Source organism: Streptomyces sp. NPDC002926, assembly GCF_053591755.1.
Genome location: NZ_JBSFUK010000029.1, coordinates 23263 through 46274 on the forward strand (window position 1 = coordinate 23263; position 23012 = coordinate 46274).

At 69.5% G+C, this 23012-nt stretch carries 21 protein-coding genes and 1 pseudogene; 13 read left to right on the forward strand and 9 right to left on the reverse strand.

What is annotated here, in order from left to right; all coding sequences use genetic code 11:
- The first annotated feature begins 3 nt into the window (after window positions 1-3).
- From ACWDZ6_RS28330 to ACWDZ6_RS28340, 3 genes are all read left to right on the forward strand, one after another.
- Complete coding sequence (locus ACWDZ6_RS28330) at window positions 4-732, forward strand: GOLPH3/VPS74 family protein (protein WP_366731645.1); 729 nt, start codon at window positions 4-6, stop codon at window positions 730-732.
- Window positions 733-941: 209 nt separating this feature from the next.
- Window positions 942-1799, forward strand: coding sequence for a helix-turn-helix domain-containing protein (locus ACWDZ6_RS28335; protein WP_366731646.1), 858 nt, complete (start codon window positions 942-944; stop codon window positions 1797-1799).
- A gap of 204 nt (window positions 1800-2003) precedes the next feature.
- Window positions 2004-2216, forward strand: a complete 213-nt coding sequence (locus ACWDZ6_RS28340; RefSeq protein WP_366731647.1) for a DUF397 domain-containing protein — start codon at window positions 2004-2006, stop codon at window positions 2214-2216.
- A gap of 181 nt (window positions 2217-2397) precedes the next feature.
- Here ACWDZ6_RS28340 and ACWDZ6_RS28345 read toward each other — a convergent pair whose 3' ends face one another.
- Window positions 2398-3258, reverse strand: a complete 861-nt coding sequence (locus ACWDZ6_RS28345; protein WP_451505124.1) for a hypothetical protein — start codon at window positions 3256-3258, stop codon at window positions 2398-2400.
- A 153-nt stretch (window positions 3259-3411) separates the two neighbouring features.
- On the opposite strand from ACWDZ6_RS28345, the gene ACWDZ6_RS28350 reads away from it, so the two are divergent.
- Together ACWDZ6_RS28350 and ACWDZ6_RS28355 are read left to right on the forward strand one after the other, a co-directional pair.
- A complete protein-coding gene (locus ACWDZ6_RS28350) occupies window positions 3412-4194 on the forward strand; it encodes an SDR family oxidoreductase (protein ID WP_451505096.1) in 783 nt (260 codons plus the stop codon).
- Window positions 4195-4430: 236 nt separating this feature from the next.
- Window positions 4431-6020, forward strand: coding sequence for a sodium:solute symporter family protein (locus ACWDZ6_RS28355; RefSeq protein ID WP_451505097.1), 1590 nt, complete (start codon window positions 4431-4433; stop codon window positions 6018-6020).
- A 67-nt stretch (window positions 6021-6087) separates the two neighbouring features.
- Here ACWDZ6_RS28355 and ACWDZ6_RS28360 read toward each other — a convergent pair whose 3' ends face one another.
- Window positions 6088-7203 carry an ADP-ribosylglycohydrolase family protein gene (locus tag ACWDZ6_RS28360; protein ID WP_451505098.1) on the reverse strand — a complete coding sequence of 372 codons (1116 nt, stop codon included), beginning with the start codon at window positions 7201-7203 and terminating at the stop codon, window positions 6088-6090.
- 204 nt (window positions 7204-7407) lie between these two features.
- Window positions 7408-10551, reverse strand: a complete 3144-nt coding sequence (locus ACWDZ6_RS28365) for a tetratricopeptide repeat protein (RefSeq protein ID WP_451505099.1) — start codon at window positions 10549-10551, stop codon at window positions 7408-7410.
- A 300-nt stretch (window positions 10552-10851) separates the two neighbouring features.
- On the opposite strand from ACWDZ6_RS28365, the gene ACWDZ6_RS28370 reads away from it, so the two are divergent.
- The gene (locus ACWDZ6_RS28370) at window positions 10852-11484 is read left to right on the forward strand and encodes a MarC family protein (RefSeq protein WP_451505100.1); all 633 of its coding nucleotides are present in this window, start codon (window positions 10852-10854) and stop codon (window positions 11482-11484) included.
- A 157-nt stretch (window positions 11485-11641) separates the two neighbouring features.
- On the opposite strand, the gene ACWDZ6_RS28375 is transcribed toward ACWDZ6_RS28370, so the two are convergent.
- From ACWDZ6_RS28375 to ACWDZ6_RS28390, 4 genes are all read right to left on the reverse strand, one after another.
- The gene (locus ACWDZ6_RS28375; protein WP_451505101.1) at window positions 11642-14233 is read right to left on the reverse strand and encodes a bifunctional FO biosynthesis protein CofGH; all 2592 of its coding nucleotides are present in this window, start codon (window positions 14231-14233) and stop codon (window positions 11642-11644) included.
- A gap of 512 nt (window positions 14234-14745) precedes the next feature.
- On the reverse strand, window positions 14746-15267 hold the full coding sequence (locus ACWDZ6_RS28380; RefSeq protein ID WP_451505102.1) for a WhiB family transcriptional regulator: 522 nt from the start codon (window positions 15265-15267) through the stop codon (window positions 14746-14748).
- Window positions 15264-15872, reverse strand: coding sequence for a BN159_2729 family protein (locus ACWDZ6_RS28385; protein WP_451505103.1), 609 nt, complete (start codon window positions 15870-15872; stop codon window positions 15264-15266). The genes ACWDZ6_RS28380 and ACWDZ6_RS28385 overlap by 4 nt, the downstream gene beginning before the upstream one ends.
- The gene (locus ACWDZ6_RS28390) at window positions 15869-16462 is read right to left on the reverse strand and encodes a sigma-70 family RNA polymerase sigma factor (RefSeq protein WP_451505104.1); all 594 of its coding nucleotides are present in this window, start codon (window positions 16460-16462) and stop codon (window positions 15869-15871) included. The genes ACWDZ6_RS28385 and ACWDZ6_RS28390 overlap by 4 nt, the downstream gene beginning before the upstream one ends.
- A 290-nt stretch (window positions 16463-16752) precedes the next feature.
- Between ACWDZ6_RS28390 and ACWDZ6_RS28395 the strand changes: the two genes are divergently transcribed.
- The 5 genes from ACWDZ6_RS28395 (at window position 16753) to ACWDZ6_RS28415 (ending at window position 19354) form a co-directional block, all read left to right on the forward strand.
- Window positions 16753-17175, forward strand: coding sequence for a helix-turn-helix domain-containing protein (locus tag ACWDZ6_RS28395; RefSeq protein WP_451505105.1), 423 nt, complete (start codon window positions 16753-16755; stop codon window positions 17173-17175).
- A gap of 169 nt (window positions 17176-17344) precedes the next feature.
- Window positions 17345-17593, forward strand: a complete 249-nt coding sequence (locus ACWDZ6_RS28400; protein WP_451505106.1) for a hypothetical protein — start codon at window positions 17345-17347, stop codon at window positions 17591-17593.
- A 184-nt stretch (window positions 17594-17777) separates the two neighbouring features.
- Window positions 17778-18257 carry a hypothetical protein gene (locus ACWDZ6_RS28405; RefSeq protein WP_451505107.1) on the forward strand — a complete coding sequence of 160 codons (480 nt, stop codon included), beginning with the start codon at window positions 17778-17780 and terminating at the stop codon, window positions 18255-18257.
- A 30-nt stretch (window positions 18258-18287) separates the two neighbouring features.
- Window positions 18288-18530, forward strand: a complete 243-nt coding sequence (locus ACWDZ6_RS28410) for a hypothetical protein (RefSeq protein ID WP_451505108.1) — start codon at window positions 18288-18290, stop codon at window positions 18528-18530.
- Between the two features lie 2 nt (window positions 18531-18532).
- Entirely contained in the window at window positions 18533-19354 is an 822-nt protein-coding gene (locus ACWDZ6_RS28415; RefSeq protein WP_451505109.1) for a hypothetical protein, read from the forward strand.
- A 197-nt stretch (window positions 19355-19551) separates the two neighbouring features.
- Here the strand turns inward: ACWDZ6_RS28415 and ACWDZ6_RS28420 are convergent.
- Both ACWDZ6_RS28420 and ACWDZ6_RS28425 read right to left on the reverse strand, forming a co-directional pair.
- A pseudogene (locus ACWDZ6_RS28420) lies at window positions 19552-20000 on the reverse strand (allene oxide cyclase barrel-like domain-containing protein); the annotation flags it as partial.
- An 82-nt stretch (window positions 20001-20082) separates the two neighbouring features.
- Entirely contained in the window at window positions 20083-20910 is an 828-nt protein-coding gene (locus tag ACWDZ6_RS28425) for an LLM class F420-dependent oxidoreductase (RefSeq protein WP_366730963.1), read from the reverse strand.
- A gap of 110 nt (window positions 20911-21020) precedes the next feature.
- On the opposite strand from ACWDZ6_RS28425, the gene ACWDZ6_RS28430 reads away from it, so the two are divergent.
- Window positions 21021-21341, forward strand: coding sequence for a hypothetical protein (locus ACWDZ6_RS28430; protein ID WP_451505110.1), 321 nt, complete (start codon window positions 21021-21023; stop codon window positions 21339-21341).
- Between the two features lie 141 nt (window positions 21342-21482).
- Window positions 21483-23000, forward strand: a complete 1518-nt coding sequence (locus tag ACWDZ6_RS28435; protein WP_451505111.1) for a CehA/McbA family metallohydrolase — start codon at window positions 21483-21485, stop codon at window positions 22998-23000.
- Window positions 23001-23012: the final 12 nt, after the last annotated feature.

A 23012-nucleotide genomic window follows, 5' to 3' on the forward strand; every position in this document is an offset into this window, starting at 1 on the left:
TGGATGGGCAGGAGCCGCAGAACACTTCCGGAAGAGCTTCTGCTGCTCGCTCTGGACCCGACCACGGGTACCACAGCGCAGCCGCAGTCGCTCGACCTCGGCCTGGCCGGAGCCCAGCTAGTAGAGCTGGCTCTAGCAGGACGGATAGCCCCAGACGGGGATCGTATCGCCGTGGTGATGCCACGGCCGACAGGAGATCCGACTTTGGACTCCGCACTGGAGTTGCTGCGCCGACGCGGCAGTCCGGTACGGGCGGTCCACTGGATTGGCGGACCCCGACTGGGGCTCCGCCAGATTTACCTCTCGCATCTGGAGCGGTGCGGCATGGTGCATGCCGTGGCGGGCCAGATGTGCGGAGTGCTGCCGACGACTCGCTACCAGGCGACGGAGACGGCGATCAGCCGGGACATCAGGGCCCGGCTGGACAGTGCGATCCGCACCGGTGTACCGCCGGACCCGCGGACCGCGGCGCTCGCTGCGCTGGCCCACGCGGTCGGACTCGGCAAGCACCTGTACCCCGGGAACGAAGGGCGTTCCTCGAGGTCCCGTCTGCGGGATCTCATCAGGCACGACCCCATGGGCGGACTCGTGGCGCACGCCGTGATGGACGTCCAGAACGGTGTGGCCGCTCAGCCTCGCCGTAACCCCGCCGCCCCGGGCGGCAGTCGCCAGCCGGCGGCCGTGTCGATGCAACCGCGCCGCGGGAGCATGGACCGCGTCGCCGCGCACTAACCGCACCACCAGCCGCACCGAACACAGGCACAGCCGCCGCATCGACGTCCCCAAGACCCGGTCCGGGAGCCGCACAAGACGCGCGGGGCAGCGAAAACGCTGCCCCGCGCGTTCGCGCGTGTAGCCATTTGCCAGCGCAGCCGCGACCATTGGTGGCAATCTGCTGAGCGGTAGATACGCACAGCTACGCAGCCGGAGGTGCAGTTTCCGTGGCGTCCAACGTCAACCCCACCGTCAGGCGACGCCGTTTGGGACAGGAGCTGCGCCGGCTCCGGGAACTCAAGGGCATGACGGCTGAAGAGGTGGCGGAGCGCCTGCTCGTCTCCCAGTCGAAGATCAGCCGCCTGGAGAACGGCCGCCGTTCGATCAGCCAGCGCGATGTCCGCGATCTGTGCGGCGTGTACGAGGTCGAGGACCACCGGATCGTCGACTCGCTGATGCAGATGGCCAAGGACTCCCGCCAGCAGGGCTGGTGGCACGCCTTCGGCGACATCCCGTACAGCGTCTACATCGGCCTGGAGACCGACGCGGCGAGCCTGCGGGTCTACGAGCCCCAGGTCGTCCCGGGACTTCTGCAGACCCGGCAGTACGCCGAGGCGCTGATCGCCGGAGCCCTGCCCGAGAGCGGGACCGCCGATATCGAGAAGCGGGTCAGCGTCCGGCTGCGCCGCCAGGAGAGGATCAACGAGGCCGAGCATCCGCTGCGTCTGTGGGTGGTGGTCGACGAGGCCGCGCTGCGCCGTCTCGTCGGCGACAGGCAGCTGATGCGCGAGCAGCTCGAGTATCTGGTGGAGCTGTCCCAGCTGCCGCATGTCACCGTGCAGGTGCTGCCCTTCGAGATGGGCGCCCATCCCGGCATCAACGGCCAGTACGCGATCCTCGAGTTCCCCGACGCCTCGGACTCGAGCGTCGTCTATATCGAGGGCGTGACCAGTGACTTGTACCTGGAGAAGGCCAACGACGTACAGAAGTACAGCGTCATGTACGAGCATCTGCGCGCACAGGCCCTGAATGTGGATCAGACCCGGCAGTTCATCGCGGACATCGCCAAGGACTACGCCCGCTGAGCTTCCTGGAACGGCTCCGCGAGGCGCTTCGGCGGCGAGGGGGACCGTACGGTACACCCCGCCACCTCGCGGCGGAAGAGTCCCATGGGATATGCCATCCGGTCGAGTGAATGGCTGCCTCGCACGCCCACCGTGGCGAGTAGCGTCGATCACGCCAGCAAGAACGTTGGCGCGAATCACACCACTTGCTGAAGCGGAGCAAACATGGGAATCACTCAGGGCGCCACGGAGACCTGGACGAAGTCCTCGTACTCCACGGGAAACGGCGCATGCGTAGAGGTCAAGTCCCCCATTGTGCAGGCGATTGCCGTGCGGGACTCCAAGGTGCCCGCCGGCCCGACGATCACCTTCGTCCCCGAATCCTGGAACGCATTCGTGAACGAAGTGGGCCAGGGCGCGTTCAATCTCGGCCGATAGCCGCGCCGAGGCGCACGCCGAGCAGGACAACGCACCACAGAGCACTACAGACATGAGCCCTCTCGACTGGTCCGCCGTCCCGGCCGAGGGGGCTCGGCCATGCCCCACCGCGCGCGACTGCCCGCCGCGCGATCGCCCCACCGCTCGATTGCCTCAGCCCGGCTGCCTCAGCGCAGTCGCCTCAGCGCAGTTGATCGACGTAGCGGTCGGTACCCGGGACCGTCGGTATGAACGGGGCCACCAACTCCACACGCCCCAGTTCCGATTCGGCGACCGCCGCGTCGAGACCGGCGAACGCCGACTCCCAGCACTCCCTCGGATCCTTCTCGAGGAACCACAGCAGCGTCAGCCGGGTGTCCACGCCCTCCACCTGCTTCACATAGGTCATCCGGTCACCCGGCAGCGGCGTCGGCCGGAAGACGGTCACCATCGCCGCCGCAGAGCCCGCCAGCCGCTTCGGCAGATGCCTGGCACGCAGCCACTCCAGCAGCTCAACCCGCTGCTCGGGCCCGTCCGCGTCGATCACCTCGACCACCAGTCCGGCGTACGGGTGGTCCAGCGCGTGATAGTCGCGCGGCCCCGCCGCCCCGTCCCGGTAGACGGTCGCCTCATGGTCCTGGAAGGCCGTGAAGACATGTGTACGGTCCTGATAGACCCGCCCGTCGCGGTTCAGCCGCTTGTTGATGCCCACGGTCCACTTCATATGGTCCGCGTAGCGGCCGTCGGTGATCCAGTACGTGGAGATGTAGCAGCCCGCGGTGACCGGCTGGGCCACCGCCGATTTCTCCGGGTAGCGCAGCCGCTGGAGCTCCCTGGTGGCGACCCAGCGCCGGCCGGCGTACATCCAGGGCATCGCCATCGCGCCCGCGTAGTAGTGGTCGTCCTCGTACCAGCGGTTGTACGCGTACTCATGGCCGGGATGCGGTTCGACCATGGTGATCAGGGCGTGGCCGGGACGTACCCCGTAAGGGCCGACGCCCGCCAGTTCCGCGTACACCTCGCTGCGCGTTCCTTCGTCGCGCGTGATGTCGTCGCGCGTGATTTCGCCGCGTGTGATGTCGTCGCGCGTGATTTCGCCGCGTGTGATTTCGCCCCGCCTGTCTTCGCTCACCATGCCCGCTCCCCTTCCTTCCGCCGACGCAGGGACCTACTCTGACGCCCCGTCAGAAGAACTGCCATAGCCGGGAGGCCGTTGATGTTGCTCAAGGGGAAGACCGTCATCGTCTCCGGGGTCGGCTCCGGTCTCGGCCATCAGATCGCCGCGACAGTCGTACGGGACGGAGGCAATGCGGTCCTCGGCGCACGCACCGGGGCGAACCTCGTGAAGTCGGCCGAGGAGATCGATCCCGGCGGCACGCACACCGCGTACCGCGCCACCGACATCACCGACGAGGCGCAGTGCGACGCGCTCGCGGCCCTCGCCGTCGAGCGCTTCGGGCGAATCGACGCTGTCGTCCATGTCGCCGCCTGGGACAGCTGCTTCGGCGGCCTGGCGGACGCGGACTTCGAGACCTGGCACGGAGTCATCGACGTGAACCTGCTGGGCACACTGCGGATGACCCGCGCATGCCTGCCGGCGCTGAAGGAGCGCGGCGGCTCGGTCGTCATCATCGGTACGCAGTCGTCGGTGGCCGCGCCCACACAGGTGTGGCAAGCGGCGTACGCGGCGTCCAAGGGCGCTCTCACTTCGGCGATGTACTCGATGGCGCGCGAGCTGGGCCCGGACCGGATCCGCGTGAACACGGTGCTGCCGGGCTGGATGTGGGGGCCGCCGGTGCAGGCGTACGTCCGGTTCACGGCAGCCACCGAAGGGGTGCCGGAACCCGAGGTGCTCGGGCGGCTCACCGAGCGGATGGCGCTGCCCGAACTGGCCACGGACGGGGACGTGGCGGAGGCCGCGGCCTTCCTCGCCTCGGACCGGGCCAGGGCGATCACGGGCCAGTCGCTTCTGGTCAACGCGGGTGAGCTGATGCGCTGACGGCGCGACAGCGGCTGACGGCGCTCAACCCCCTTCCCCCCGGGGCCCTTCGACCGGCCGCACGGACAGATCACCGCCGTGCGGCCTTTTTGCACCCTTCCGTGGGTCATGGATATGAACAGAAGTCATTAACTCGAACAATTTTACTTGCCCTTGACTTATCTGGCCGTTGTCGTGGGCGCAGTCATGGACAGACCATGAACGGCGTTCACAAGGCGGACCCCAGGAGGGGGCACATGAACAGTCTCGACTGGACCGTGCTCATCGGCTACTTCGGTGTGATGGTCGCGATCGGACTCTGGTCGCACAAGCGCGTCGGCAATGTCAGCGACTTCTTCACCGCCGGCGGCAAGATGCCGTGGTGGCTCTCGGGCATCTCGCACCACATGTCCGGCTACAGCGCGGTGATGTTCACCGGCTACGCGGGCATCGCCTACAAGTACGGTGTCACGTCCTTCGTGACCTGGTCCCTCCCGATCGCCATCGGTATCTCCATCGGCGCCAAACTCTTCGCACCGCGCCTGAACCGGCTGCGTTCGAAGCTCCATGTCGCCTCGCCGCTCGAATATCTGAAGAACCGTTACAACCTGAAGACGCAGCAGGCCCTGGCCTGGTCCGGGCTGCTGCTGAAGATCGTGGACGTCGGCGCCAAGTGGGCCGCCATCGCCACCCTGCTCTCCGTCTTCACCGGCATCTCGCTCAACCAGGGCATCCTGATCACCGGCATCATCACCGGCATCTACTGCACGATCGGCGGGCTGTGGGCCGACGCCCTGACCGAGCTGGGGCAGTTCATCATCCAGTTGCTGGCCGGGCTCGCGATGCTCATCGCGGTCCTGGGCAAGCTCGACGGCTTCAGCACACTGTGGACCGTCTGGGACAAGCCCGAGCTGCAGGGGCACGCCGACGCGACCGCCGGACCGTACACGGTCACGTTCCTGCTGGCGTTCCTCTTCATCAAGACCTTCGAGTACAACGGCGGCATGTGGAACCAGGCGCAGCGCTACATGGCGACCGCCAACGCCCGCGAGGCCACCCGCTCGGCGCGGCTCTCCGCCATCCTGTGGTTCGTCTGGCCGCTGGTCCTCTTCTTCCCGATGTGGTGCGCGCCGCTGCTCATCGAGGCGAAGAAGCCGGACGCCTCCGACTCGTACGCGCTCATGACCGAGCAGCTGCTGCCACACGGCCTGCTGGGCCTGGTCATCGTCGGCTTCTTCTCCCACACCATGGCGATGTGCTCCTCCGACGCCAACGCCATCTCCGCGGTCTTCACCCGGGACATCGCACCGGTGCTCTCCAAGAAGGCCAGGAGCTGGTCGGAGCGGGCCGGGCTGATCGCGGCGCGGCTGTCGACGATCTCCTTCCTGGCGCTGTCGATGGCCATTGCGACCCAGGTCAACTCGCCCACGTTCAAGGACATCATCACCATCGTGATCAAGTGGGTGGCGGGGCTGATGGGCCCGATCGCGATTCCGTTCATGCTGGGTCTGCTGCGTCCGTTCCGTAAGTCCGGACCGACCGCGGCGCTCACCAGCTGGGCGGCCGGCCTGATCGCCTTCTTCTTCCTCAACTACGAGATCGACGGCACGGCCAGGACCGATGTGGCCCTGCAGTACCAGGTCTCCGTACCGCTCGCGATCTCGCTGGTGCTCTACATCGCGATCGGCTTCCTCAAGCCGGAGGACACCCCCGAGCGGGACGCGGTCATCGCCCGGATCAACACGGACGACGACGGTCCGGACGCGGCGCTCGCCGCCGCGACCGTGCCGGCGCCCGCCGGGCCCGCCGACGCGAAGGTGCCGGGCCGCGAGGGCGCGGACGGCTGACGTACACCGGTAGGCAGGTGGGCCCGGCTCCCATGAGGGGTGAGCCGGTCCACCCGCGTAGCGCGGATCAGGTTCGCGGGTAGCGGGCCAGCCAGCCGGGTGCGGTCACCGTGGGGCCGTGCAGGGCCGGGCCCTGCGTCATCTCCATCGCGAAGTCGTCGGCGAGCTCCAGGATGGTGGAGCGGCCCTCCAGCTCGGAGAGCCAGGCGGGCGGCAGCGCGGTCTCGCCGTGCAGCGCGCCGAGCAGTGAGCCGGTCAGCGCGCCGGTGGTCTCCGAGGGGCCGTCGTGGTTCACGGCCAGGCGCAGGCCGTGCCGGATGTCCTCGCCGACCAGCGCGCAGTAGACGGCGATGGCGAGGGCGTCCTCGGCGTTGTGCCCCTCGCCGATGGAGGCGATCCTGGCCGGACTCGGTATGCCCTGACGTACGGCGCCGAGCGCGTGCTTGAGGCCGTCCGTGACGGGCTGGTGGCCGGGACGTGAGGCCAGCTGGGCCAGGGCGCGCTGCACGGAGCCGTCGAGGGTCTCGCCGCGGGCCAGACCGTGCACGATGACGGCGAGCGCGCCGGCGGAGAGATACGCGGTCGGATGGCCGTGGGTCTGGGCCGCGCACTCCACCGCCAGCTGGCACACCAGCTGCGGCTCCCAGCCGACGAGCAGCCCGAACGGCGCGGAGCGCACCAGTGCGCCGGCGTCGCGGGCGGAGGGGTTCTTGGGTGCCTCGAGGGTGCCCATGTTCTCGTCGCCGAGCCCGGTGAGACAGGCCGTCGCGGGTTCGCGGCGGGTGTAGAGCCACTCCTCGCGGGCGAGCCAGCCATTGTCCTTGCGGCGCTCGTCGGGGCCCCAGTCGCGCTGGGTGGCCGCCCATCTCAGATGCGCGCGGTGCACATCGGTGGGCGGGTGCCAGGCGCCGGTGTCGCGGCGCACCTGGGCGCGTATCAGCCCGTCGACGGTGAAGAGAGTCAGCTGGGTGGCGGAGGTGACGGCTCCGCGGCGACCGTGGGCGGGCACGAGGTCGCTGACGGCCTCCGGGCCGTGGGCCTCGCGGATCTCCTCGATGGTGAGCGCGGAGACTGCCGCGCCGAGCGCGTCGCCGATGGCGCCGCCGAGCAGGGCCCCGCGCACCCGCGCACGGAAATCCTGCTGCTCGGCACGGCCCCAGACGGCTGTGGCTGCTGCGCTCACCGCGCGTCCCTCCCCGGAGTCCCGAACCTCGAACGTATGCCTGGCGCAGCACTGTAATCGACCGGGAACGATCGCTTCAGACGCCCGATAGGGATCGAGACGGTATGTGGACAGACGGGCTTCTGGTCTGTTTTGACCCCTTGGTCGGTGGGTGTCACCGCATCAACCGCTGGATGTCACCGCATCAGGGCGGGTGTCACCGCATCAGTCGGTGGATGTCACCGCATCCTGCGTCTCGATGAGGCCGCGCAGCGGCGGCTCGAGCCCGGCGGTGTCCCCGCCCAGCTCCCGGTACCGCTCGAGATCGGCGAGGGCCTGCTGCGGCCGTCCGGTGACCAACTCCACCGCCGCCCGGCGCGGGTATGCCCAGCTGTACGTGGGATCGAGCGCGATCGCCCGGTCCAGCTCCGTCCGCGCCTCCTCGAACCGCTCCATGTCCTGGAGGGTCGCGCCGCGCTCGGCGGCGATCCATGCCTTGTCCGGCTGGAGTTCCGCCGCCCGCGCCAGGTCCGCCAGCGCCTGGTCGAACCGGCCGAGCCCGCGCAGTGCCTGGCCACGGCTTCCGATGACCCAGCCGTCGTCGGGAGTCAGCACGGCCGCGCGGTCGTAGTCCGCGATCGCCTCCTCGTACCGCTCCGCGCGCCGGTGTGCCTCCCCGCGCAGTGTGAGATGGGCCGCGTGGTCCGGCGCGAGAAAAACCGCCCTGTCGAGGTCGGCGAGTTCACCGTCGAGATCTCCGAGCGCCCGCCGCACCCCGGCGCGTACCGACAGCGCGAAGGTCTCGTCGGAATCCAGCTCCAGCGCGCGGTCCAGGTCCGCCAGGGCCTTCTCGTAGCGGTGCAGCCGCTCGTGGGCCCGGCCCCGACCGACTTGGGCGTAGGCATAGTCCGGGGCGATTGCGAGGGCCCGGTCGTAGTCCGCGATCGCCTCCTCGTACCGCGCCGCCAGCTGGTGCGCGTAGCCCCGCTGTGCCAGCGCCCACTCCTTGAACCGCGCGCTCGCGACCGCCCGGTCCAGCGCCGCGAACTCCCCTGCGCTGTCGCCGCGTTCCCGGTGGATCTCGGCCAGCCTGATCAGCGCCCACACATACTCCGGAGTCAGCTCCACCGCACGGCCCAGGTCCGCCAGCGCCTCCTCGGTCCTGCCCAGGGCCTGTTTGGCCATGGCGCGGCTGCCCAGCGCCCAGGAGTAGGCCGGGTCGAGCGCGAACGCCCGGTCGAACTCCGCGACCGCCTCCTCGAACCGCCCGTCGTGCCGCAGGATCTCGCCGCGCTCGCCGACGATCCACGGATTGTCCGGATCGAGTACCCCGGCCCGGTCGATGTCGGCGAGCGCTCCTTCGGTGTCCGCGAGCGCCCGCCGCACCTGCGCCCGCCGCACCAGCGACCACACATGACCGGGCTTGATGCCGAGGGCCCGGTCCAGATCCGCCAGCGCCTCCTCCTTGCACCCCATCGCGTGCCTGGTCAGGGCCCGGCTGGAGAGCGACCAGGTGTCATCGGGGTCGAGGGCGAGCGCCCGGTCGAACTCGGCGACGGCGTCCTCGGACCGCCCCATGAGGCGGTAGGTCTCGCCCCGCCCGTAGTACGCCCGCCGGCACTGCCCGTCCAGGGTGATCGCCTGCCGGTAGTCGCGCAGCGCCTCGTCGTACCTGCCGGTGTTGCGGTGGTCCCGTGCCCGGATCACCAGGGCCGCCACCCGCCCCTCGTCGTCCGGTGCGCCCCGGTCCAGCAGCAGCCCCAGCACCGCCGTGCTCAGGTGCTGTTCGTCCTCGAGCGCCGTGAGACAGTCCCTGCCCCAGGTGCGCAGTACGTCGCTGTCGCCGTCGCCGCCCGCGTCCGCGACGGTCTGCGCCCAGCGGCGGGCCACCACCGTCCCCGCGTCGCAGGCGTCGATCCCGTCCCGCAGCACCGCCGGCAGCGCCGTCCGCGGTTCCGCACACAGCAGGTGGTACGTCTCCTCCAGCTTCAGTTCCCGCCAGGCGTCCTGCCGCCAGCGTTCGTCCGGCTCCAGCCCCTCCCCGGCGGCCGCCCGCAATCCGGCGAACGCCTGCGCCAGCCGGGTGTGGCCGGTGCGCCACCGCTGAGGTGAGCTGTTGCGCTGAAGACGCAGCATCGGCTCCCGTACGACGTCGTGGTACTGGGCCCGGCCGCCGCGGTCGCTCACGAACGGCATCCCGCGCAGCCAGCCGAAGAGTCCCGCCGCGTCCTCTTCGGATGCGACGTCGACGGCCGCCCGGAAGACGTCCTCGTTCAGGCGGCGCGGCAGCGCACCCGCCAGCGCCGCGGACCTGCGGACCGGATCGCTCTCCCACTTCAGAAAACGCTCCACGGCGGTGGCGCTGGGGTCGTCCACACGGCCGGGGTTCCCGGCGTGCTCGGCGAGGCCGGCAGCGAGCGTCGAGACCAGGACCGGTAGCCGTCCGGAGAGCATCAGCACCTCTCGTACGACCTTCTCGTCCTGGACGCCCTTGGCGGTGAGGAGCTGTCGGGCCTCGGACTCGGTGAAGGGTGCGAGCGGGAGTTCCGTCACGAAGTCGACGCAGTCGGCCCAGCAGTTGGGGTCGAGCGGCCGCTGCCCGGCTGTCGTGAAGACGACCTGGGCGGGCAGCGAGCCGTACCTGTCGGTGGTCATCAGATCGCGCAGCCAGGTGTCGAGGAACGGCCCGGTGCGTTCGTACGTGTCGAAGAAGAGCGTGATCCACGGGACGTCGGCCGCCACCCGTTTCAGCTCGGTGACCAGGACGGGGGTGAGTGCCTTGAGCGGTTCGAGGACCAGCTGTACGTCCTCCTGCTTGCCGAAGCGCGCGCTGAGTGCGGCTCGTAAGTGATCAGCGCCCCGGGCAAGTTGGGCGGGATCGACGGCCCCGGCGAACGCGCCGACGCCCGGCACCGTGCCCAGTGCGACCAGGCCCGCCTGGGCCGCGGCCATGCTGCCCGCGGAGGGCGGCTGCGGCTGCCCGTCCGGCACCCCGGTGGACAGGGCCTCCGCCTCGTAGCGCCGCTGACGGTAGGTCGCGAGGAGCCGGTCCAGTGCCTTGAACTCATGGCCCTGCTGGGCGAATTGGGCACTGATGGCAGCCAGCGCCTCCGGCACGCTGTTCACGGACTCGTCCATGGTGGCGGTGAGCGCGCGGCGCTCGCGCGCCGTTTCCACCAGTTCGCGCACGAGGGAGGACTTGCCGACGCCCGCGTTGCCGTGGATGTGGAAGATGAAGCGGTGCCGGACGTCCAGCGGCGAGACGTCGAAGTTCTCCCGGAACAGCGCGATTTCGCCGCGGCGTCCCACGAATCCCGCGCGCCTGCGGATCTTGATCAGCTCGTGCATCGACGGGCGTGCCGAACCCATGATCCCCCTCCGGTCGGTCCCCCTCCAAGGTCCGGGACCAGTCTGTCAGTCCATCGCTCCGGTTGCGGAGCGAAGTCCCCGGGCGGGCGGGAGAGCTTGGGGGGCGGGAACGCTTGGGCGGCGGGGAGCGCTTGGGGCGACGGCGCTGGACCGGGCCTCCTCACGAGGGGGTACGGGACCACGCAGCCGCCGGCCAGGTAGCGAGGGGACTACGCCTGGGGGACGATGAGCAGGAAGGCACGCACCGCACAGGCGGCGGAGGCGGCGAGACCGGCTGCTCCGCATCATGCGGGAGACGTCATGAGCACAATTGAGCTCACGGTTCAGGCGACGATCTCAATGATCTTGCTGGTCGATCCGTTCATGCGCGGCATCTTCTTCCGCATGCTCACCGAGAACGAGCCTGAGCGGCGACGCGAGTACGTCGGCCGGATCATGCTGACGATCGCGGTCACACTGGGCGGTGCGGCCCTGGTGGGCAAGGAGTTGCTCGATCTGGTCGGCATCAATATGGGAGCGTTCGGGTTCGCGGGTGGCCTGGTGCTCGCCCTCATGGGATTCGAGATGCTCTTCGGCGGTGAACCCTCGCGCGCTCAGGGGGGTGCCCGAGCACATGAGGAGCCCGAGCCGAAGTCTGCCGAGGACTCGATCGTGGTGCCTTATGCCATTCCATTCATGGCGGGCCCGGGCGCCATCACCTCGGTCATCACCATCGCCTCGGCCGGCGGCGGCTGGTCCGGCCCGGTCGCCGCGCTCATCGCCGTGGGTATCACCGTGGCGCTGATACCGGTGGGGCACCTGTGGCTGGCCAACAGAGTGAACCTGTCGGCACAGGGCACAGCCATCCTGACGCGGTTCGGCGGTCTCTTCGTCTCCACGATCGGGATCCAGCTCATGCTGGGCGGGATCAAGACGTACTTCGGCCTTTCGTGAGACCGACACCGAGGCGGCGCTTGCGGTAACGAAGCCGAAGACGCTTCGGGAGCTGTCCGAGCGGGCGTTCCGGCCGGCCGCGGACAGGGATGTTGAAGCTGCCCTCACCGCCGAACCGCCCCTTGCCGGGGCGGCAGAGGCGCACCGGCTGATGACCTTAGTCGCCCAGTACCGGAAGCAGCTCGGGCAGATGCCCGTCGGATGCGGTGGCGGCGCGCATGCGCTCTTCGGGCACCTCTCCGTAGAGCGTCGTACGCGGCTTCGCCGGGCGGCCCGCCTCCTCCGCGATGGCGACCAGGTCCTTGACGGAGCGGTACGAGCCGTAACTGGAGCCCGCCATCCGGGAGATGGTCTCCTCCATCAGTGTGCCGCCGAGGTCGTTCGCGCCGGAGCGGAGCATCTCGGCCGCGCCCTCCTGCCCCAGCTTCACCCAGCTGGTCTGGATGTTGGTGATGTGGGGGTGGAGGAGGAGGCGGGCCATGGCGGTGACTGCGCGGTTGTCACGGATGGTCGGGCCCGGCCGGGCGATGCCCGCCAGATAGACGGGCGCATTGGTGTGGATGAAGGGCAGTGTCACGAACTCCGTGAACCCGCCGGTCTCCTGCTGGATCCGGGCGAGGGTCCGGAGATGCCCGAGCCAGTGCCGGGGCTGGTCCACATGTCCGTACATCATGGTCGAGCTCGACCGGATGCCCAGCTCATGCGCCGTCTTGACGACCTCGATCCAGGTGGCGGCGGGCAGCTTGCCCTTGGTCAGGATCCAGCGGACCTCGTCGTCGAGGATCTCGGCGGCGGTCCCGGGAATCGAGTCGAGGCCCGCCTCCTTGGCGGCGGTGAGCCATTCGCGGATGGAAAGACCCGTGCGCGTCGCACCGTTGACGACCTCCATCGGAGAGAAGGCGTGCACATGGATGCCGGGGACGCGCTCCTTCACGGCGCGCGCGATGTCAAAATACGCCGTGCCCGGCAGATCGGGGTGGATTCCGCCCTGCATGCACACCTCGACCGCGCCGACCTCCCACGCCTGCTCAGCGCGGTCGGCGACCTGGTCGAGGGAGAGCGTGTAGGCGTCGGCGTCCGTACGACGCTGGGCGAAGGCGCAGAAGCGGCAGCCGGTGTAACAGACGTTGGTGAAGTTGATGTTGCGGGTGACGATGTAGGTGACGTCGTCGCCGACCACGTCACGGCGCAGCTCGTCCGCGATACGGGTGAGCGCGTCGAGCGCCGGTCCGTCCGCGTGCAGCAGCGCGAGCGCCTCGTCGTCGGTGAGCTTCGTCGGGTCGTCCGCGGCTTGCTCGAGGGCTTGCCGTACGTCGGTCTCGATCCGGGAGGGCACCATGCCGGGGACGGCCGCCTCGCGCAGCGCCTCCCAGTCGCCGTAGACCTCGTCGAAGTCGTCGCGCCGGTCGGAGGTCCGGCCGGTGGTGTCGATGGTGCGGTGCAGATCGGTACGGCCTGCCGCGGTGAACCCTTCGTCGGGCTCCTGCCAGGGCAGCCCGGCCGGCGTGACGTCCTCACGGGCCAGCCCGGTCTCCGGATCGGCGAGCGCGCGGACGTGCGGCAGCAGCCGCGGGTCCAGCCAGGGCTCGCCGCGCTGGACGAACTCCGGGTACACACAGAGGCGTTCCTCGAGCCGGAAACCCGCCGCCGCCGAACGCTCGGCCAGCTCGTCGATCTGCGGCCAGGGACGCTCGGGGTTCACATGGTCGGGCGTCAGCGGCGAAACCCCGCCCCAGTCGTCGATGCCCGCGCCGATGAGCCGCGCGTACTCGCCCGCCACGAGGTTGGGCGGCGCCTGGAGGCAGGCGGAGGGCCCCATGATGTGCCGGGCGACGGCGACGGTGGCGACCAGCTCGTCCAGCTCCGCGTCCGGCATGCCGCGCATGGCCGTGTCCGGCTTGGCGCGGAAGTTCTGCATGATCAGTTCCTGGATGCCGTGGTACGCACGCGCGATGCGCCGCAGCGCGAACAGCGAATCGGCGCGCTCCTCGTACGTCTCGCCGATCCCGATCAGCAGCCCGCTGGTGAACGGGACCGAACTGCGCCCGGCATCCTCCAGCACCCGCAGCCGGACGGCGGGCTCCTTGTCCGGCGACCCGTGGTGCGGCCCGCCCGGCTCGCTCCACAGCCGGGTCGCCGTGGTCTCCAGCATCATGCCCATGCTCGGCGCGACGGGCTTCAGGCGCTGGAAGTCCGTCCAGGTCATGACGCCCGGGTTGAGATGCGGCAGCAGCCCGGTCTCCTCCAGGATGCGGATCGCCATGGCCCGTACGTACGCGATGGTGTCGTCGTAACCATGCGCGTCGAGCCACTCGCGGGCCTCGGGCCAACGGTCCTCGGGCTTGTCCCCGAGCGTGATCAGCGCTTCCTTGCAGCCCAGTTCGGCACCGCGCCGGGCGATGTCCAGTACCTCGTCCGGCGACATGAACATCCCGTGGCCCGCGCGCCGCAGCTTGCCGGGGACGGTGACGAAGGTGCAGTAGTGGCACTTGTCGCGGCACAGCCGGGTGAGCGGGATGAAGACGCTCTTCGAGTACGTGATGACACCGGCGCGGCCCGCGGCCTCGAGCCCGGCATCCCGCACCCGCGCGGCGGACGCACACAGGTCGTCGAGGTCGTCCCCACGCGCCTGCAGCAGCACGGCGGCCTCGGCGGTGTCGAGAGCGACGCCGGTCCTGGCTCGCTTGAGGGCGCGGCGCATGGCGTTCTCGGTGGGGCGTCCGGGGCGTACGGGCTGGTGATCCGTCATGGCTCGAGCATACGAGCGCGGGGGAAGGGGAAGTAGCTGACCTCGGGCGGAGGGGCCTGGGGGTTAGTGTCCTGAGTACCTACCCCCAGGCATGTTGGGCACAACCACGCATGTCAGGGCCGCACGATGGGCCGTAGCTTCGGTCTCGTGATCGACGACCTTGAGGTGCCCGACTCCCCCGCGACGGCTGCGGTCTGCACGGGACGGATGAGCGCGAGTCAGTTGTCGCCGAGGTAACTGGATAGCGCTTCAGCAGGCGTCGGAGGGGACGCCAACGGTAGCGGCTTATGCGTCCCGTCTTCCCATTGCCCTTGTGGGGCGGCCAGCACAGGCAGTGCCGACCTCGTTCTGCACGTTCCGTGTCATGGACGGGCCCCCTGCCGAGTCGACTGGCAGGGGGCGCTGTCCGGCCGACGTGCCTCCCGAGCTTGCCTACCGGAGTCAAGCGGGCCCGGCCCGGCGGTGTTGCCGGGCGCGGTGCGCCGGAGCGGATGGTGTCGTGGCGGAGGGCGTCACGAACCTGCTGTGTGTCCTTCGGTGGTGCCGGTGTGTCGGTAGCGGCAGGCGCCACTGTTGTTGGCTGCGCGGCATGCGTCGTCGATGGGCTCCTGCCTGCGCACGTGGCGCTGATACGCGGCGCGTGTTCCGCAGGGCGCCAGCTCCCTCGGGCGGCCGGGCCCGCGATCTGTCGCGTTGAGGTCGGGCGGGGGCTGCTGCTGCCTTTTCTGCTCGCGATCGAGGGCGTGTCGCTGTGCGCCGGTGAGGGCGGCGATGATGCCCCGACGGTCGCGCTTCGGCAGGCCTTCCTCGCGTCGCAGTACGGCGGCCCGGCAGTCGTCCAGCACCGGGCAGGCGGTGCAGATCGCCATGGCCCTGACCCGGGTCCTGCGGGAGAACCACAGTTCGCTGTCCTCGTCCCGGCAGGCGGCGCTCAGCTCCCATGTCCTGGTGGTCAGGTCCAGTGCGTCGGATGAGGCCGGGCCGTTTGAGGGGGGCGCGTACCGCGGTGATCCGGGCGCGTTCGGCAGCCTCATGGGGCGCGGCCGATCCGGGCGTTTGTCGATGCGGGAGGATCCGCGGACGGCGCCGCGTTGCGGACTGGAGTCAGGGGGCCCACGAGCGTCGCGACGTTCGCGAGCGAGCACCGTTCCGGTCGGGCGCCCAGCGACATCAACGGCATCCCGTCGTGCGCACGGTATCCCTGGAAGTGCCAGATGTCGCCGTGGGCGTCGCGCTGGGGCAATGCCAGGTCGTACACGTTACGGCCGAGCCGGAACGGGCGCGTCACGGATTCGGTCGCCGCCTCGTGTCGCGCGATGGGAACCTCGTAGGCCACCACCGACAGCCGGGCCCCGCCCTGGCGACCCTCCGCGGTGACGGCGTACGGCATGGTGTGCCGGCCGTCGTCCGTGATCTGGAAGTACGCGCGCCACCGCGCCCACTGGTCCGGATCCGTGACGTGAAGCACGATGCGCACACTGTCCCCCTCGGCGTGGACGCCCTGGAAGTCCGGGTGACGTCCGATCCGCCGCTCGATGGCCAGGGCCACCTGCCCGGCACGCCGGCACACGGCGTCCCAGGCAAGCGCTTGACGCTCCAGCTCCGTCGCGGCCACGACGTGGGCCGAGTTCCCGGTCACGCGGCCACCGTCACAACCGTGGAGCGCAGCCTCTGCATGGCGCGGAACGTGAGTGTCTTGACCGCATCGACGGTCCGGCCCATCTCATGGGCCGTTTCCTCGGTCGACAGTCCGTAGATGAAACGCAGCTCCACACAGTGCCGCTGATAGGGGTTGAGTGTGCGCAGGGCGGTGCGGACCGTCTCGTGGGCCTCGATCGCCTCCAGCTCCCGCAGGGCGGTGGATTCGGCGCTCCGGTCGCCTTCTCCCGCGTCCTCGAATTCGGCGACCAATGTCTCCAGCCGGGAACGACTGTGTCGTGCGTCGTCGAGGTGCAGGTTCCTGGCGATGGTGAGCAGCCAGGCGGCGAACGCCGAGCCCTGCCATGCGAAGCTGCCGATGCGGCGCAGCGCACGGATGAAGACTTCCTGGGCGAGGTCCTCGGCCAGGTGCCGATTCTGTGTGCGGAAGAAGAGATAGCGGTACACGAGCCGGTGGTGTTCGCGGTACAGAGCGGCGAACGCCTCGCGATCACCGGCGCGGGCCCGCGTGACTAACGCGGGTTCCGGGCCTCCCGGCGGGCCGATCGGGCAGTTGGCATGTTCGAGCACGGCATGAACTCCTTTGGTCTCATGGAGTGGTGATGGTGGACGAGGGCTCGTCCGGTCACCGCCCTCATATTCAATATTCATGTAGATGTAGATTTCGCCGCTGCAGGGCATCCGTTGTCTGCGTTCGCGGTGTCATCTGCATTCTTCATGTAGATGTAGATTACGTCAAGGGGGCCGGGCGTGCGGGTGCACCGCGCGCGCCGGGGTGCACTCTGCCCCGCAACGGGAGACAGGCCCTTGATCTGCAATCTACTTGCGCATGTAGATGCTGATGGCCGATCCTCTGACGTGTGACCAGCCACCAGAACCACCCCGCTGAACCCAGGCCCGGCGATGACGGCGTCCGCGAGGGTGAGGACCTGGCGGCTCTGCTCGAACGCCTGCTGGCAAAGGTCTCGGGGAAGACCCAGAAGGACTTGGCCTCGGAAGCCGGCATCTCGTACCCGACACTCAACGCGTGGATGAACCGCACCCGCGGAACCTCCCGTGTCGAGCCGGAGAAGCTTCGGGCCATGGTCGACGTGTTCCGTCGCTGGGGTCTGAAGACCACACCACGGGAGTTCTTCCAGGCCGTCGGCCGACCCGTGCCCGGTCCCAGCAGGGACGAGCGGGAGGCCAAGCTGCTGATGCTCTACCGGCAGCTTCCTGAGGCCCGTCAGCGCGCGCTGATCCAGGACGCCGAAGCGATGCTCCAGGTCAGCCGGATGACCTGACGCTGACGGGATTTCCCGGAAATCGAGGGCCCCCCTTGAAGCAAGGGTCGTCAAGCGCCACTCAATATGCCGAACACCCCTATGGCATAAGTAGGCTGTACCATCAGTCACCCGCTGACCTCCCGGAGCGGATCACTTCATTACGTCGTGCATCCCTGGGGAGATACCTGTGTGCATCCGCATTGCTGTCGCCGACGATCTGCCGGAGATCACCGTCTGGGATCCGGACGAAGTCACTATTCTCGTCGCCAGGGGCACCCAAGCGCACGCAGTGATCAGAGAGTTGCACGCCATCCTGACGATCGACCTGGGCGCCCCGGAGGCACCGGGCGGCGCCTTGCTCTGCTTCTGTGGTACACCCGTGCAATTACCGTACGAACTCGCCCCCTTGGCCGTCGACGCCGCTGAGGCGGGCTGACACCGCCGCGGACAGGGAAGCGCTCGTGCGGAGTAGCAGGCCGACTGTGTCCTCACCGTGGCCGATAACGGCGTCGGCCGCCCTCCCGCTCTCTTGGCAGAGGTCGATCGCGCAGTGCCGCGCCGTCGACTGTCAAACCGAGCGCCTGGCGCGGAGCGGCTCGCGCTCAATCGCGGACGCGAATATGGGGATCGGCTCCACCCTGAGCGAGGTTGACCAGGCGATTCACTCCGACTTCGTCGATGTGGTCGATGAAGAAGGTCTCTCGCTGCGCCGGGACTACGGCTTCTTCGAGTTCGCCTTCAACCCTGAGCCGGAGTGGGGCATGGCCAACTGCTCCATCGAGTTGCACAGGCTGACATCGGGCCGTTCCATGACAAAGAAGTGGCGCAAGAGCATGCGGGTCGACTTCCCGCGGTACCTCGCCTGGGATGAACTGCGGGACGAGCTCTCACGGGTTCCGGGTGCTCCAGCTCTGAAAGTTACCGACAAAGGCGGCTTCCTCGAATACCGCGCGTCCGCGACGAACATCTCCGTCATCGTGAACGAGGACCAAGGCCGCCGAAGGCCCCCAGCTCGCCCTCACCCCCGTCACCTGGGCCGCCTTCGTCTCGTACGCCCGCGTCCTCCCCCTGGACTAACCCCGCGCGTGTCTCTCCCGTGACGACCCCGGCCCCCGACAGGCTCGGGTGCCATGAAGACAGCACGGATCACCCTGCTCGCCGCCCTGTCCACAGCCGCCCTGTCCGCAGCCCTCGTTCCCGTCTTCGGGCAGCCGCGGGCCGGGGCGCCGACGGTACAGGCGCCCGGGGGCTACACGGGCTGCGCGTACTCGTCCGGCACCCGCAGCGCCTCCGGCTCCCCCGCCGGCGGGAGCTGCGACACGACCCCCTCAAGGCCTTCGGACGACCGCTCCCGAAGGTCACATATCGTGTAGCCATGGCCATGCCACCTCCCCACCAGTCCCCCGGTCCGTACGGACCGCCGCAGCCCAACCCCTACGCTCAGCAGCCCTACCCGCACCCGCAGCAGGGGTACCCAGGGCCACAGGCATACCCCGGGCAGCCGGGGCAGGGCGGGTGGGGACACCCGCCGGCGGGGCCGCCGCCGCGCAAGAATCACGCCTGGCTGATCGTCGGTATCACCGTTGGGGTGATGGCCCTGGTTCTCGCCCTTTCCTACATCGGCAACCTGGACAGCGACTCCGAGCGCCCCGCCAAGACGTTTCCCGAGGCCAAGTACCGGCTCACGGTCCCGAAGACCCTCCTGGCCAATGAGTACAGGCTGATCAAGGACGGGTCGGCGGACGCCGACGCCGAGGCGCGGAAGAAGGGTTACGGGGCCGGTCCGGACGCCCGCAATGTGAAGGCGGTCATCGGCTCGTACACCGGTACCGCCACCGACGCCCCTCGCGGCATCGTACTGACCGGCATCTACGGACAGTTCAACGATCCGGCCCAGGCACGCGACAGTCTGCTCGACGGCATGAGAAAGGCCGACGGGATGGACGAACCCAACCCGCCGAAGACCATCACGCCGCCCGGCTCGGACGTCGACATGACCTGCACGGTCATGCTTTCCACGGACAAGGACGGGACCTCCACCGTCCCGGTGTGCGCCTGGGGCGACGGCAACACGGCGGCCTACGTCGCCTTCCTCACCCCGGCTTCCGCCAAGCAGGACCCCGACACCGTCGACCTCAACGCGACCGCGCAACAGGCTCTTAAGGTGCGCGGCGAAGTACGGCGGCCCATCGGCTGAGCCGACGCCCGGAGCGGGGCCCGTCCCGGTCTGCCTCCGCCGCCACCTCCCCGGAGGACGGCCGCGGGCCGGGACGCCCACCGTGCGGGCCCCCAGCAAGCGCCCTCGTGACTACCGCGAGGCAGGTCTCTGCGACGCCGCCGAGGACGTGCCCCCGAGACGGCCGAGCCGCTCGGGGGGCGCCCCTTCCGTTCTTGTCAGCGGATGAGATGGACGGTGAGATGCGTCTCCGTGTCGCTGACCCTGACGCCGTGGATCGTGCCCCGGGCAGTGCGGTACACCCCCGTGCCGCCGGTGATCGCGAAGTCGATGTCGCCGGGGCCGGCAGCGGTGACGGTGAAACGGCCCTGGGCGGTGATCTGCCCCCAGGTGGGAAGGGAAAAGTCGGCCACGCACTGCAAGTCGAACTCATCAGCAGGTGCGGTTCGGGTCAGCGTGCAGGTCTCGCCGTATGTGCCGACCACGGCGCCGCCGTAGAAGAGATTCCCGCTCAGGACGAACTCGTCCCCTTGGCTGGGCCCGGACGAATCGTCCACATCGATGAGGGGCTGGCCTGGGTCTGGGTTGCGACCAGATCGAAGACTTGCTCCCTCCCGGATATGGACCCGGCACCAGGGCCACTGGCCGCCGATGCGGGGGAGGAGCAGACAAGGTCGCTTCCTGAACCTTTTCGACCGTGATCACGGAACTCCCGCCGCCGACCGGCCGAGGCTCCTCCGAGCGCGCCGCTACAGGTACTGCGCGTACTCGTCCAGCACCCTCAGCACCTCCGACTCACCCGCCGGCGGCAGCTGCAGCACCACTTCCTCCACGCCCAGCTCCGCGTAGTACGCCAGCTTCCCCGCACTCGGCTGGACCGCGTACGGCACCACCTGCAAGGAACGCGGGTCGCGGCCCGACTTCTCCCACACCTCGCGAAGGACCGGAACCGACTCCGCAAGCCCGCGGCCGCCGATCGGGAGCCAGCCGTCCGCGTACTCCGCGATGTGGGAGAAGAGCTTCGGGCCCGCCGAGCCTCCGATGAGCGTGCGCGGGGCGCCGCCGGCGGGCTTCGGGTAGGCGTGCGACGCCCGTACGGCCCCGAAATCGCCCTGGTACGCCGTCGGTTCCGCCGCCCACAGCGCCCGCATCAGCGCCATCCGGTCCCGGCCGAGTTCGCGCCGCGTCGTCCACTCCACACCGTGGTCCGCGGCCTCCTCCTTGTTCCAGCCGTAGCCGAGGCCGAGGGTGAACCGCCCGCCCGACAGATGGTCGAGGGTCGCGATCTGCTTGGCCAGGTCGATCGGGTCGTGCTGGGCGACGAGCGTGATGCCCGTGCCGAGACCGAGCCGCGACGTGACCGCCGCGGCCTGGCCGAGGGCGACGAACGGGTCGAGGGTGCGGCCGTATTCCGGAGGCAGCTCGCCGCCCGCCGGGTACGGGGTCGTGCGCTCCACCGGGATATGCGTGTGTTCCGGCAGATAGAGCCCACCGAATCCGCGCTCCTCCAGCTCGCGCGCGAGCCGCACGGGCGTGATCGTCTCGTCCGTGAGAAAGATCGTGGTCGAGATCCGCATACGGAACCCTCCGTCATCGTCTCTGGTGGCGGCCCAAACGTATGCCGTACGGTGCCACATGCCGAGGGCTCGGCAACAAAAGCTCGGCAACCACGGGGAGGAACCACATCATGATGCGTCTGCGCATCGCCACCACCGCACTTGTGCTGTCCGGGGCACTTCTTACGGGCGCGCCCGCCGCGTCGGCGGCCTACACACCCACCACGGCCGTCGCCGTGCAGAAGACCGCCGCCGCGCCCGAGGCCGGGTCGTCCGTCACCAGGGCGTCGACGACCGTGAGCACCGTCGCCAAGGACCGCAAGAAGAACAAGAAGAAGAAAAAGAAGAAGAGCGGTCTCTCCGGCGGCCTGGTCATCGGTCTGATCCTCGGCATCGCGGTGCTCGTGATCATCGTGCTGCTGCTGATGCGGCGCAACCGGAGTGACGGCTGAGCCGTAGCGGTGGCCTGAACCCCACTCGAAAGCCAGGAGCAACCCGGCACCCCCCTTCCCTTGCACGGCCGTTCACGGCTCAATACCAGGGTTCGAGTAAGACACTCCTGTCCCTCTCACCACCCCTGGGGAGCCGACGGCATGTGCAACGACGAACACGCGATGGACAGACGCGGACTGCTCGTGACGGGCGCCGCCGCGGCGCTTACGTTGGGCACCGTGAGCTTCAGGAATGCCACACCGAGCGCCGCCGCCCCGAACGACGGCGACCACACGCAGGTCGTGCGCGGGACGCTTCCGCCGGGCGCCCCCGACTTCGTCTATCTGCCGGTCGAGATCCCGCGGGGCGTACGCGAGATCCACGTGGCGTACACCTACGAGCGGCCCGTCGTGCCGCCCGGCACCCAGGGCAACGCCCTCGACATCGGCATCTTCGACGAGCGCGGCACGGAGCTGGGCGGCAAGGGTTTCCGCGGCTGGTCGGGCGGGGCGCGCACGGAGTTCTTCATCCGCGCGGACGACGCGACGCCGGGCTACATCCCGGGCCCGGTACGCGCAGGCACCTGGAACATCGCGCTGGGCCCGTACACCGTCTCGCCACAGGGACTGGCGTACGAGGTCACCATCACGCTCCGGTACGGCGCGCCCGGCACGACTCCCCGGCCGGTCTACCCACCGGAGCGGGCCAAGGGCCGCGGCCGTGCCTGGTACCGCGGAGACTGCCATCTGCACTCCTGGTACTCGGACGGCAAGCGCACTCCCGCCGAGATCGCCGCACTCGCGCGCGGCGCCGGGCTCGACTTCATCAACACCTCCGAGCACAACACCCATGCCGCACACGCCCATTGGGCCGACCAGGCGGGTGACGACCTGCTGATCCTCACCGGCGAGGAGGTCACCACGCGCAACGGCCATGTGGTCGCGCTCGGCACCGATCCCGGCACCTTCATCGACTGGCGCTACCGGGCCCGCGACAATCGCTTCGGCCACTACGCGCGCGAGATCAGGCGCTCCGGCGGCCTGGTCGTACCGGCCCATCCGCACGCCACCTGCATCGGCTGCAACTGGAAGTTCGGCTTCGGCGAGGCGGACGCGGTGGAGGTGTGGAACGGCGCGTACACGCCCGACGACGAGGTCTCACTGCAGTCCTGGGACAACACGCTGGTCGCGTCCGTACGCGGCGGACGGCGCTGGACCCCGGCCATGGGCAACAGCGACGCGCACCGCGACCCGGACCCCGTCGGCACCCCGCAGACCGTGGTCCTCGCCGACGACCTGACGCGCGAGGCGATCCTGGAGGGCATCCGGGCGGGGCGGTCGTACGTCGCCGAGTCGAATGCGGTGTCGCTGTCCTTCTCGGCGGCGGGCGGCCGAGGCCGCCACGCGGGCATCGGTGAACGGCTGCACGTCGACGCCGACGACCCGGTGACGGTACGCCTGGAGGTCGGCGGCGCCCCGAACTGCTCGGTCCGCTTCGTCACCGACCAGGGTGTGCTGCACACGGCGGCGCTCCCGGCGACGGGGGCGGGCACGGTGGAGTGGCACACGACGGCGTCGTACGCGGCGTATGTACGGGCGGAGGTGCGGCACGCGGTGGTGATCCCGGGGCTGCCGGGGCCCCTGGCGGCGTTCACCAACCCGGTTTTCCTCGGGAGTTGACACCCGGCTGAT

Excerpts from the sequence above, each read along its gene's own strand:
- ACWDZ6_RS28330 (WP_366731645.1), top strand. The coding sequence starts at position 4 with ATGGGCAGGAGCCGCAGAACACTTCCGGAAGAGCTTCTGCTGCTCGCT.
- ACWDZ6_RS28380 (WP_451505102.1), bottom strand. The coding sequence starts at position 15,267 with ATGAGGCTGCCGAACGCGCCCGGATCACCGCGGTACGCGCCCCCCTCA.
- ACWDZ6_RS28425 (WP_366730963.1), bottom strand. The coding sequence starts at position 20,910 with ATGCGGATCTCGACCACGATCTTTCTCACGGACGAGACGATCACGCCC.
- ACWDZ6_RS28365 (WP_451505099.1), bottom strand. The coding sequence starts at position 10,551 with ATGGGTTCGGCACGCCCGTCGATGCACGAGCTGATCAAGATCCGCAGG.
- ACWDZ6_RS28415 (WP_451505109.1), top strand. The coding sequence starts at position 18,533 with ATGGCCATGCCACCTCCCCACCAGTCCCCCGGTCCGTACGGACCGCCG.
- ACWDZ6_RS28430 (WP_451505110.1), top strand. The coding sequence starts at position 21,021 with ATGATGCGTCTGCGCATCGCCACCACCGCACTTGTGCTGTCCGGGGCA.
- ACWDZ6_RS28405 (WP_451505107.1), top strand. The coding sequence starts at position 17,778 with ATGGGGATCGGCTCCACCCTGAGCGAGGTTGACCAGGCGATTCACTCC.
- ACWDZ6_RS28410 (WP_451505108.1), top strand. The coding sequence starts at position 18,288 with ATGAAGACAGCACGGATCACCCTGCTCGCCGCCCTGTCCACAGCCGCC.
- ACWDZ6_RS28350 (WP_451505096.1), top strand. The coding sequence starts at position 3,412 with ATGTTGCTCAAGGGGAAGACCGTCATCGTCTCCGGGGTCGGCTCCGGT.
- ACWDZ6_RS28370 (WP_451505100.1), top strand. The coding sequence starts at position 10,852 with ATGAGCACAATTGAGCTCACGGTTCAGGCGACGATCTCAATGATCTTG.
- ACWDZ6_RS28340 (WP_366731647.1), top strand. The coding sequence starts at position 2,004 with ATGGGAATCACTCAGGGCGCCACGGAGACCTGGACGAAGTCCTCGTAC.
- ACWDZ6_RS28355 (WP_451505097.1), top strand. The coding sequence starts at position 4,431 with ATGAACAGTCTCGACTGGACCGTGCTCATCGGCTACTTCGGTGTGATG.
- ACWDZ6_RS28435 (WP_451505111.1), top strand. The coding sequence starts at position 21,483 with ATGTGCAACGACGAACACGCGATGGACAGACGCGGACTGCTCGTGACG.
- ACWDZ6_RS28375 (WP_451505101.1), bottom strand. The coding sequence starts at position 14,233 with ATGACGGATCACCAGCCCGTACGCCCCGGACGCCCCACCGAGAACGCC.